The sequence below is a fragment of the Polynucleobacter sp. 71A-WALBACH genome (assembly GCF_018882365.1).
GTDB lineage: Bacteria > Pseudomonadota > Gammaproteobacteria > Burkholderiales > Burkholderiaceae > Polynucleobacter.
Genome location: NZ_JACVOP010000001.1, coordinates 885,521 through 896,443, shown reverse-complemented (window position 1 = coordinate 896,443; position 10,923 = coordinate 885,521). Strand labels below are relative to the sequence as shown.

General features: G+C 44.8%; 12 protein-coding genes and 1 pseudogene. 4 read left to right on the top strand and 9 right to left on the bottom strand.

Annotation, left to right across the window (positions count from 1 at the left end):
* The 5 genes and pseudogenes from ICN42_RS04675 to ICN42_RS11895 all read right to left on the bottom strand — a co-directional run.
* Nucleotides 1-1,347 (bottom strand): efflux RND transporter periplasmic adaptor subunit, encoded by a 1,347-nt coding sequence (locus tag ICN42_RS04675; RefSeq protein WP_216251617.1) that lies wholly within the window; start codon nt 1,345-1,347, stop codon nt 1-3.
* Complete coding sequence (locus tag ICN42_RS04670) at nt 1,344-2,609, bottom strand: TolC family protein (RefSeq protein ID WP_216251613.1); 1,266 nt, start codon at nt 2,607-2,609, stop codon at nt 1,344-1,346. Before ICN42_RS04670 ends, ICN42_RS04675 begins: the two co-directional genes overlap by 4 nt.
* A gap of 315 nt (nt 2,610-2,924) precedes the next feature.
* Nucleotides 2,925-3,257 (bottom strand): hypothetical protein, encoded by a 333-nt coding sequence (locus ICN42_RS04665; RefSeq protein ID WP_216251611.1) that lies wholly within the window; start codon nt 3,255-3,257, stop codon nt 2,925-2,927.
* A 155-nt stretch (nt 3,258-3,412) separates the two neighbouring features.
* Nucleotides 3,413-3,922 carry a universal stress protein gene (locus tag ICN42_RS11900; RefSeq protein WP_255539299.1) on the bottom strand — a complete coding sequence of 170 codons (510 nt, stop codon included), beginning with the start codon at nt 3,920-3,922 and terminating at the stop codon, nt 3,413-3,415.
* A gap of 93 nt (nt 3,923-4,015) precedes the next feature.
* Nucleotides 4,016-4,678, bottom strand: a pseudogene (locus tag ICN42_RS11895) (TerC family protein); the annotation flags it as partial.
* A 124-nt stretch (nt 4,679-4,802) separates the two neighbouring features.
* On the opposite strand from ICN42_RS11895, the gene ICN42_RS04655 reads away from it, so the two are divergent.
* From ICN42_RS04655 to ICN42_RS04645, 3 genes are read left to right on the top strand one after another with little or no spacing between them, the layout of a single operon-like run.
* The gene (locus tag ICN42_RS04655; protein WP_216862430.1) at nt 4,803-5,675 is read left to right on the top strand and encodes a LysR family transcriptional regulator; all 873 of its coding nucleotides are present in this window, start codon (nt 4,803-4,805) and stop codon (nt 5,673-5,675) included.
* Between the two features lie 40 nt (nt 5,676-5,715).
* Nucleotides 5,716-6,684, top strand: a complete 969-nt coding sequence (locus ICN42_RS04650) for a sodium-dependent bicarbonate transport family permease (RefSeq protein WP_216251605.1) — start codon at nt 5,716-5,718, stop codon at nt 6,682-6,684.
* A 32-nt stretch (nt 6,685-6,716) separates the two neighbouring features.
* Entirely contained in the window at nt 6,717-7,559 is an 843-nt protein-coding gene (locus ICN42_RS04645; protein WP_216251599.1) for a DUF6671 family protein, read from the top strand.
* Nucleotides 7,560-7,577: 18 nt separating this feature from the next.
* Here the strand turns inward: ICN42_RS04645 and ICN42_RS04640 are convergent, their stop codons facing one another.
* From ICN42_RS04640 to ICN42_RS04625, 4 genes are all read right to left on the bottom strand, one after another.
* On the bottom strand, nt 7,578-8,147 hold the full coding sequence (locus ICN42_RS04640) for a phasin family protein (RefSeq protein ID WP_216251593.1): 570 nt from the start codon (nt 8,145-8,147) through the stop codon (nt 7,578-7,580).
* Nucleotides 8,148-8,295: 148 nt separating this feature from the next.
* Nucleotides 8,296-9,114: a peptidyl-prolyl cis-trans isomerase gene (locus tag ICN42_RS04635; RefSeq protein ID WP_216251591.1), complete on the bottom strand. Its 819-nt coding sequence runs from the start codon at nt 9,112-9,114 to the stop codon at nt 8,296-8,298.
* Nucleotides 9,115-9,163: 49 nt separating this feature from the next.
* Entirely contained in the window at nt 9,164-9,481 is a 318-nt protein-coding gene (locus ICN42_RS04630; RefSeq protein WP_216251588.1) for a hypothetical protein, read from the bottom strand.
* 19 nt (nt 9,482-9,500) lie between these two features.
* A complete protein-coding gene (locus ICN42_RS04625) occupies nt 9,501-10,274 on the bottom strand; it encodes a sulfite exporter TauE/SafE family protein (RefSeq protein ID WP_216251585.1) in 774 nt (257 codons plus the stop codon).
* A 110-nt stretch (nt 10,275-10,384) separates the two neighbouring features.
* On the opposite strand from ICN42_RS04625, the gene ICN42_RS04620 reads away from it, so the two are divergent.
* Nucleotides 10,385-10,915 carry a GNAT family N-acetyltransferase gene (locus tag ICN42_RS04620; protein WP_216251583.1) on the top strand — a complete coding sequence of 177 codons (531 nt, stop codon included), beginning with the start codon at nt 10,385-10,387 and terminating at the stop codon, nt 10,913-10,915.
* The last annotated feature ends 8 nt before the right edge of the window (nt 10,916-10,923 follow it).

The window sequence follows — 10,923 nt, the reverse complement described above, 5'->3', positions numbered from 1 at the left end:
CTATCCACCACTCAGCTGTCGCTTACGCTCAGTGTTTAGATGAAATGCACCATTGATTGCAATCTCTTGACCTTCCTTAACACCAGAAATTACAGGGCGATAACCCTTACCTTCAGGGCCCAGCTTGACTGCAATCATTCGATACGTTTCATCATCTTCGCGGATGAAAACGTGATCATGATTATCTTCACGAATGACAGCGCTGACGGGTACGAGTAACTTGTCTATTGGCTGGCTTTCAATCAGCATGGTTGACAACATCCCAGGCTTAATCCGACCCTCTTTATTGGGCACTTCCATCCTGACAACTACCGTACGAGTTAGCGGATTGACAATAGAGTCCACATGAGCCACTACACCCTCCATCTGTTCATTTCTTAGGGCGGGAATAATCAGGGTGACTTTTTGACCCTTGTTAATTAAATAGGCATTGCTTTCCGGTATCTCTGAAACGGCCCACAAAGAACTCAGGTCAGCAACCGTAAATAAGGCATCTGCAGGCTGGACCACCTGACCCTTATTAATTTTGCGCTCAACAATTTCACCTGGAATAGTTGCAATCACATTGTTAGTTGACTCAATCACACCTGATTTTGCTAAGCGATCAATGCTGGGCTGATCCATTCCCTGGACGCGTAATTGATCATTAGCCGCCCGATACTCCGCTTTTGCGCTACTAGCTTCAGCCTCACGCCTTTGCAGTTCTGCCAAGGCAATCACGTCTTCTTTATATAAAATTCTGGCGCGATTAGCAGCTTGATCAGCTAACTGACTAGCGCTCTTGGCTTTCAAAAAGGATAGTTGCGATTGCGTTAACTCGGTAGAAGTAATCTTCGCCAAAATATCGCCCTGCTTCACAGGCTGGCCAGGAATCGCCAAGATCTCGGAAACGCGTCCAGTCACATTGGCGCCAATACGCGACAAAAAGAGCTCATTGAAATCAACGCGACCAGATGCGCGGAGCTCCTCAATAAAAGAGCCATTGGCTACACGTCCATCCGCAATCATCTTGCGTAAATCATCATTGACTATTACTACGTTGGGATCCTGAACCGATTTAATGGTTGGACTGCGATCAAATACATTAAAGTAATTGAGGATGATCAGAAATAAACAAAGCCAAGGAAGGTAAAAAAGACCCTTCTGCGTCCACTGAGGACTCTTGTCGTACTGCTGAGCTACGCGAGGTAGGTGCGTGCTAAACCACTGATGGGTCAGCGCATACCAATCGTTCTGGGTCTTAATAACAACAGCAATCCATTCCCGTGCATAGACCTTCGCGATTTCTCGATAGCGAACGTAGAGCTCCTTTAATTTTCCAACCACTACCGTGAATTCTTGCTTCATTGCTTTCCACTCTCAATTTTTGCAATCCACTCTGGAGTTGCCCTTAAACGCTGAATCTCTGTAACGACTGAAGCTAAATCAAATCGCGCCTTAATCAAGTCATTACGAGCCACCCTAAATGTTCTTTGCGCATCCAAATATTCAAGCATGCCTCGCTCACCATAGCGATACGAAACTTCTGCAATGCGCCTTGCACTCGAGGCCAATTGAACAACATCTTGATCTAAGATTTTTACCTGATAGCTTGTCATTTGATAAAGCTTATAAGCCGTCTCCAACTGCTGCTCAAGACTTTGACTTTGAGCATTAAATTGATTTTTAGCTTTAGATGCATTGGCCTCAGCCTCAGCAATCTGGCCACCCTTAAAGTCCCAGATAGGAATGCTGACCACCAGGCCATACTGACGGTCAGTGAAGTTAGGGTCGTTGTATTGTTGCGCCTTAATAGAGAGCCGAGGCAAGCGAGAGTTCTGCTCAAAGCTAAGCTTGGATTCGGTTGCCTCAACCTCTGCTTTCGCCCGCTGTAACTCAGGACTTTGGGCATGTAGCTCACTAAGCAAGGTTGGCAAAGGAGGTAAAGGCTCTATCTTGAGTGTTTGTGAAACTACCTCATAGTCAGTTGGTAAGTTGTGGCCGACTGCCTGTCTGAGCTGACCTTTAGCCTGCTCAACCCTCAGCTTGCTGGATTCCGCATTAATTTGCGCATTCAGAAATTCTGTCTGTGCACGAATCAATTCAAATCGAGCAGTCTCGCCAACGTCATAGCGAATTTGCATACGATCGCGGATTTGCTTAGTCAATCCCAGATCTTCTTCAGCAGCTTTGAGCTCTGCATCCCGACGCATTAATTCATAAAAACGCTGCTGTACTCTTGAAATCATTTCAATTTCAAATGCAATGCGCGCTGCATCCGCAGCGCGTACATTGGCCTCCGCAGCATTCACTCTGGGATAGCGCGTATACGGCATGTCTAGTGGTTGCGTTACTGACCACGATGACACATTGCCGGTAGTCAATGGGCCAGATACCGACCTTTGTTGCCCGGCATTCAATTCAAACTCAGGATTGGGAATTGCACGCGCTGAAGAGAGCTGACCTTTGATCGCCTTCGATTGGTCTCGCGCAGCTAACACCTGAGGGCTAGACTCCAATGCAATTCCAATGAGCTCATTTAGCGTTAGTGGCTTTTGACCTTGCGCACTAACACCACCCGCAAACAGGATGCAAATAGCTAGTAGCAATGTAGAGGTTAGGCGATGCATTACAGCAGCTTTAAAAAAATAGATCGATCCCTTATTATCTGCCCCGGAGGAAGTAAAAAGAGGTGAAATTCCCCAAATCAGTGATCTGGGTACGATTTTGAGAAGGCAAATCAAGTATTGGGGCTGCAAATTCAAAAGATAACCATTTATAAAAATTAAAATGGTCTTGCCCTGAGATTGACTCACCCTTACACCGGACCCAAGAGTCGTATTGTCGGCATAAAGGACTCAGGAGACTGAGCGGGCTACTCCCCATAGGTACATTGTTAATTAGATCATACTTATGATGAATAAATCTAATGAGGGATGAATTTCTCATACGTAGACATGCTTTGAAAATCGCCCATATTGTTGACTCTTATGAAAAGCCTTCTGCACAAGCTTGTAGATTTTCTTGAGGCACATCTCCAGAGCCATCCGCCTATCTCTAGCAGTCATAGTCACCTCAATTTGATGGTGATCAAATGTCTCTAAGCTAATCATGCAGTTTTGCTTGCCAATTGTCTTTGAAGACGAAACGGCAGAATATTGAATCTTGATTTTTCGCACCATCCAAAAAAGTCGCTTCAAGGAGAACTTCACCCGATTCTCTGTGAAGACTTTTAACTCTGGCTCAAGCTCATCCCTCGTATCTAAAATTACATTCATTGACATCTCCTTTGTTAAACACATGCACAGAATAGATTATTATTTATTCCTAATAAAGCAGACTTTAATTGACTTTAATTCAGTATTTAACTGAATATACAGTCAAAAAAATGCCCTCAAAAAAGAGGGCAAAAAAGAGAACAGCTGGATTAAAACTAATCTATCACTACTGCCATCAGCGCTGTTGCTGCGCCAGCACCTAAGGCTGGAATACCCCAACGCTCAAGCGCGGGTAGGGAGCTACCGGTTACCACCTCTACTGGAATATCACTGATTTCTAGTAGCTTCGCGGTGGTTGAGTTTTCAAATAAACGGCTTAGAGAGTTTTTCTTTGAAGTGCCAATCACAATACGATTGCATTCCAGCCGCGTTGCCTCATCACGAATGGCGGTGCCTTTGTCGCCACTGACGCAGGCAAAGGAAAAGTTCAAACCCTCCTTTTCGAGATAGGCTGATGCGGACACCGCAGCCTGAGCCGCCCGCTCAGCACGCCACTCATTAATCATTTGCTTACTTAAAAATTTTCCAATATGGCGATAGAGGGTAGGCTGAACATTGCATAAGTAAAAATGTGTATCAGGATCCTGACCATAAGTCTTTGCAGCATGCTTGACTGCCATATCTGAATTTTTAGAACCATCTACTGGAATAAGAATTTTATTCATTTTGATTTCTCCAAAATTAGGGGACTGCTGTGGTGAAACGACATTTTCAGACTCCGGAACAACAACCGAGGGAGCTATCACGCCTTCAAGCGCACGCCTACTTCTAATAAAGCCACTAGTTAATACGCCCAATACAACAGCCACTTGAATTACATATTCCAAAGCTGGGCTCTGAGAAGCTAGCCATTCTTGAGAAATGGGCTCGGAGACCATCATCTTTGAAGCCGTCCATGCGAGCACGCCAGCGCCCAAAAAAGTAACCGAAGGATAGCGCTCAACCAACTTTAGTATTTGCGTAGATCCCCAAATAACCACAGGAATACTGATCAATAATCCCAATATGACCAGCACATAACTGCCGTGCGATGCCCCTGCGACTGCTAGAACGTTATCCAGCCCCATAACAGCATCTGCAATCACAATGGTTTTCATCGCACCCCAAAAGGTAGTGGAAGCATTGCCATGCTCATCACCCTCTTGCGTCGGATTTAACAGCCGGTAGGCGATCCAAACTAGTAGCAAGCCACCTATCAGCATCAAACCAGGGATCTTCAGCAAATAGACAACCAATAGAGTCATAGCGCTTCTAACTACAATTGCACCTACAGCACCCCAGACAATCGCTTTTTTCTGTAGATGTGCAGGGAGGTTTCTAGCGGCCATTGCAATCACAATGGCGTTATCGCCTGCTAGCACTAAGTCAATCACAATAATCGCTAGCAATGCCGAAAAAAATTCCGGGCTAAACAGTTCCAATTTCGTCTCCTCATTAACTACCCATGAATTCCATGGATTTCTATGGGGTTACTGTAGGCCGATTTGCATTTAACTAAAAGCAGAGATATATTGATGATAATTTCGTAAAAAACTGATAATCAGAATGCTCTATAGCTACCGCCACCTTTACTACTTCTGGGTAGTGGCCAAAGAAGGCAGCATGTCCAAGGCTGCTGAACGCCTCAATATCGCGATTCAGACGATCAGCGCCCAAGTGCATGAATTGGAGAAATCACTCGGTTATTTACTATTCAAGCCAGCTGGACGCGGAATCACCCTCACCGAATCTGGTTTTGCGGCGCTAGGAATTGCTGATCAAATTTTTCTTTTAGGCGAGCGACTGCCTGAAGCAGTCAGAGAAGCTGCAACTTCTCCTAAGACCAAAATTACGGTGGGTGTATCCGATGGCCTCCCCAAGCTGGTTACTAAACAGCTACTAGAACCCATTCTAGAGAAAAATGATGTGCAATTGATTGCGCACGAAGGTGAATTTGAAGATCTCTTGGCAGACCTAGCCTTACATAGATTAGACATTGTGCTTGCTGACAGGCCCGCCCCGATCAATAAAAATCTTCATGTTTATAGCGAAGAATTAATGAAGTCATCGATTGCTTGGTTTAGCCCCAAGAAATTACTCAAGCTATCCAAAAAAGCGTTTCCCGCATGTCTTAATGAGCTACCCGTCCTGCTGCCAACCTCGCACTCAAAGGTTCGTCACTTGATAGACCAGTGGTTTGCTGAAAATGGCATAAACCCTAATATTGCAGGGGAGTTCGAGGATAGCGCCCTACTAAAAACGTTTGCAGCCAGTGGCCTTGGGGTGTTTCCAGCTGGGGAGAGCATCAAAAAAGATTTAAAAGAAACCTATCACATTGAAATGATTGGTAAGTGTGAAGATATCTATGAATATTTTTACGCCATCCGCTCAGAGAAGAAAATTCAGCACCCATTGGTGGAGGTCATCATTAGGCGCTAGATTCAGAAGACCTTTAATAAGTTAATAAAAAAATATCATCATGGCAAATTTTTTAGATCCAGCAATCCTGTTTTTTATATTTGGCGCATTTGCTGGCGCCGTTAAATCAAACCTAGAAATTCCGCAGCCGATTGCTCGATTTCTATCTCTCTACCTATTAATGGCATTAGGTCTCAAGGGAGGCTTTGCCCTTCACAAGTCAGGCTTTACGACAGAAATCGCGCTCTCACTTGGTCTTGCAATATTTTTAGCTGTCCTGATCCCTATCATTGGCTATCAAATTCTCAGGACTAAACTGAATGCCTTTGATGCGGCAGCTATTGCTGCTACCTATGGCTCCGTCAGTGCTGTGACATTTATTACTGCCACCCAATACTTAGATCAATTCAATATCAGCTATGGTGGTCACATGGCAGCAGCGATGGCGCTCATGGAGTCTCCAGCGATCATCTTAGCCATCGTCTTGGCAAACAAGGCAAGGGCTGCGCATGCAAGCCAAAATCCAGCTGGGCTTGCGCAAACGGGGATCTCAAAAATACTACATGAGTCCTTCACCGATGGCGCGCAGCTGTTACTGCTGGGGTCAATGGTGGTTGGGCTAGTCAGCGGCGATGCTGGTCAAAAATTAATGGCGCCGTTTTCTATTGATCTTTTCAAGGGAATGCTCGCATTCTTTCTGCTAGACATGGGTTTAATGGCAGCTCGAAATATTAAAGGTCTGCATGGTAAGCCCCCTATCACCCTCCTCTATGCGATTGCTTCCCCCCTCTCGCACGCGCTCATCGCATTAGCTCTCTGCAAGCTAATCGGCCTGCCACTTGGTAATACTATTTTGCTGATGGTGCTTGCTTCAAGCGCTTCTTATATTGCCGTGCCAGCCGTTTTACGACATGCATTACCCGAGGTAAACCCAGCCCTCTACATGGGAATGTCCCTAGGCATCACCTTCCCATTTAATATTATTTTGGGCATTCCTCTTTATGCCATGATTGCAAAACTCGTAATGTAGTCATTCCATGAGCCCTATTTAGTAATATTCAAATGAATATTTATTTCGATAGAACAGCAAGCGTTTTAACCAAGCATGGCAAAGAGCTTGTGCTTAACGAGGTCCTTAACTCCAGAACTGGGCTTAAGGTAAAACATACCGATGATTACGACACTGATTTACTGGGGACGTTTACTTTAGAAATACCAAGATATGGCAGCCAGCTAGATGCCGCTCGAAAGAAAGCCAAGATAGGCATGGAACTTGTCGGCACAGATCTAGGTCTAGCAAATGAAGGGGCCTTTGTCGCCGACCCATACACTGGGATGCTGTCATGGAATCATGAATTAGTTATTCTCATTGACCAAGTGCACCAAATAGAAATGACTGGGTTCTATAGCGCGCCCGCTCAAAATGCCCATGCCTATGTAAGCCGCTGGGAGGAGTTAGAAAAATTTGCACATACTGCACTTTTTCCATCCCATCATCTCGTGATTAAACCTACGGATGAATATCACCCACAATCGATCAAAAATATTAGTGATCTCAAGCAACTCAAGGATGCTTTTGAATGGGCTTCAGCGCACTCGTCAAAAGGGATTGTTTATGTTGAAAATGATCTCAGAGCCTTTGCAAACCCAACTCGAATGGAAAATATTCGGCAGGCAACTATAGACCTTGCCAATAAAGTGAATTCCTTATGCCCAGCATGCAAGACCCCAGGCTACTGGATTAAAGATATTCAGCGCGGGCTACCCTGTAATGCCTGTGGCATGCCCACCAATCAGGAGGTGGCAAAAATCTGGGGATGCCTCAAGTGCGAACATCGCGACATAGAGGGGATCAAGGTGCTTCAATTTGCCAATCCCTCTCTATGTGGGCACTGCAACCCATAGTTCAATGATTGAAATTTTTTAAGTGGATTTCTTTTTCGGCTTTTGTGCAGCGTTATTTTTTTGTACAGCTGAAAACTGACTCATATTTTCTACACTCTTCTCAAAGCTCGCAAATGAGTCTGCCATTGCCGCACGGATTAATTCAAAATTCTGAAGTGCGTTGTTAAATGAGGCTTTGAACACGGAAGTATATGGCTCAGTTCCTGCTGGGGCATTTTGAGTAGCTTCATTTACAAAATGAATTAAGTCACTCTGAGACTCTTTGATCATCGATTCTGCAATTTTTGCCAGTTCCTTATTTCCACTAGCTAAGGCTTGGAAAAGTTGAGCTTGATAATCAGCTACTTCTTTTGCCGCCTCTTGCAAGACCTCAGCATGCACATAGTCAAATGCCGCCTTGGGATCCTGCGTTTTCATCAGCTCCGCCACTTTACTTTGCAATCGCGAGGAAAGCTCTTGTGCGGCCCGCTGATTTAATTGGGCAATCTCCTGAGCGCTTGTCAGCGCCGCTTGGCCTACTGCTTTGGCAGCCTGCATGCCTTTAGCCTGATTTGCCATTGCACCCAAATCAAATGGATTCTTGCTCATTTACGCTCCCTTATGTCATCAGTGATTTTTTTAATCTACTCCCGAATGATTGGCATGAAGATAGAGAAATACCACTAGAGACCGACATAAATGCAAAAGAGCGCCCTCAGGCGCCCTTTTTAATCAAGCAAGCTTGATATATCTTGGCTTAGCGTACGACGATATTCGCGCCCTGACGTAATTGGGACAAGAACTCAAATTGCTTCTTCTGTATCAAGCCATTGCGGATTACCGCCTTAGACTGCTCAAAAGTAGGTGGCTTAGTCGACTTCTTATCCTCAAGCTTAATTAAATACCAGCCCTGAGGCATCTGAATCGGCGCTGGAGACACCTGACCTTTAGAGAGGGTTGTCAGTACGCTAGTAATTTGTGGCAAGGTCTGCCCTGCCTGCACCCAACCTACAGCCCCGCCTTGAACTTTATTTGGGGCTAATGAAACACTCTTAGCCACTTTATCAAAAGACTCGCCTTTTTTAATTCTGGCTAAGGCGGCTTGTGCATCTGCCTCAGTAGCAACTGCGATATCACTAACTTTATATTCCACAATCATGCCTTGAGATCCTAGAGAGGCAATCTCGCGGTTGTACTCCGCCTCGACATCAGCGTCACTCACAGGATTTTTAGACATATAAGTTGAGAGCTCTAAGTCTGCTAAATAGTTTTGACGAATCAAAGCCAACTGACTATTAGCTCTATCAGAATTGGCAAGTCCATCTTTATCAGCCTGTTGCGATAAGAGGGAAATTTCAATCATTTTTCCTAGGACTGCTTTACGAAGTTCAGGAGAATCTTTTTGGCCCTGAGACAATGCCGCTTGAATGCCTTGCTCAACAGCATCATTAGAAATCACGACTCCATTAACGGAGGCAGCCGCATTGACCGGCAATGAATTCTGGGAATGTGCAGCTGTTACAAAGCCTAGGGCTATTACAGCGCTTGCAAGAAAACGAATGGAATGTAAGTTCATCTATAACTCTTTTCTAAAATGTAGAGGCAATATTAACAGCAAGCCATCACTAAAAAGTGAAGGTTGCAGGGATTGGTTCAAATGGCGCAGCTGATTCAGCGCCTTGGGCTTCGGCCTGCTCTTCACCCTCTGGATTCTTGACATAGCGAGCATCCAGCGGGACCTTAGGCTTCTGACTGACGGGCGGCGCTTCCATGTAAACCGGGCCCGCAGGGGTCTCCATTGGCGCAATAGCTTGATTATTAAATTCCTGTATTTGCGCAGGAGTGTAGGGTGAAAAAGTCTGCGCAATAGCAGTCATTGAGAGCGCAACACTGCAACTAATTCCGAGCATCAGAATCACTTTGAACTGAATGGGCTTATTCATAACTCTTTCTGGGTTGTACTTAGGCAAGCAAGCCATCAGCAATTAATTTAATACTGGCGACCAATAAGAAAAATTGGACAACGATGTAGTACCACTTAGCTGAAATCTTTTTGGCTAAATAAAAGCCCAAATACACCCCCACTGGCACCAAAGGCAAGAACAGAATAGAAGTGGCTAGCTGATTAAAATTGAGCAAATCAAGATAGGCGTAGGGAAGCAATTTCCCAAAATTGATCAAAGTAAAAAATATGCCTAATGTTGATGTATAGACTATCGGTGAGACCTTTTCTCTCAACATATAGATCGTAATCGGTGGCCCCCCGATATGAGCAACAAAAGAAGTAAAACCTGAAACGCCCCCCATCAATCTTCCAAGCCACGGGAATGGCTTAGCTTCATTCAAATTTAAGCGTGACATTACTAAACTTTGGATTAAGAAAAGTAAAGTAAAAATACCGATAGAGAGCGATAGAATTTTGGGTGTGATGGCAGAAAAGAAGAGGCAACCCAAAAGCATCCCGAATGCAGCAGGCAATAAGATCAACTTCAAGATTCGCCAATCAGCATTTCTTAAAAAACGTCGCAACCCTACCAAGTCAATTGCAATCAAGAGTGGCAATAAGATAGCCAAGGCTTCATTAATACTTGATTGACTTGCCATCAGCGGTAGCGACAATACGCCCAGGCCAGCACCAAATCCACTTTTAGAGATCCCCACAATAAGGACGCTAATAGTCGCCAACACGAAGAAGGTTAAAGAGTGGTCGTTAAAGGCCTGAACCAAAGAAATCATGAGGGAATTACCAAGTGCGATAGGGTGGAAGCTTATTTTAGGTCCAAAAGACTCCGAGAGCCCATATAAAAAGGTATCCTAAGGTATCGAACCTTGCCCATCTCCAGTTCATGAAGAAACCGATTTCATTTTCCAATAAGACTTATGCGCTTGACGATGGAGGGCACTACCTTATTCGGCCTATTCAAGCAGATGATCGAGATCGCATTGTTGAGCTGTTCAACCACCTCTCCCCTGAGAGCCGCTACCTCCGCTTTGCCCACGCAATCTCGAAGTTGCCAGATGATTTCCTAGATGACATCCTGCACCTAGACTACACAACAGAAATGGCGCTAGTTGCAGTGATTCAAAGTCAAAATGCTGCCGAAGAGATTGTTGGTATTGCACGTTATGTGACCCCACCCAATCAAAGCATTTGCGAGTTCTCTCTCAGCGTGAGCGATAGTCATACAGCGCATGGAATTGGCACGCATTTGATGCTTGACCTGATTGCGCATGCAAAAGAAAATGGGTTACAAGAAATGCTCGGATATGTTTTAAGCAAGAACCTTAAAATGTTGCACCTGGTTTCAGATCTGGGCTTTGAGATCACCAACCTCAACGATGATCCCGACTTTAAAACTGTCAGCCTCTTATTGTGAACTCAATA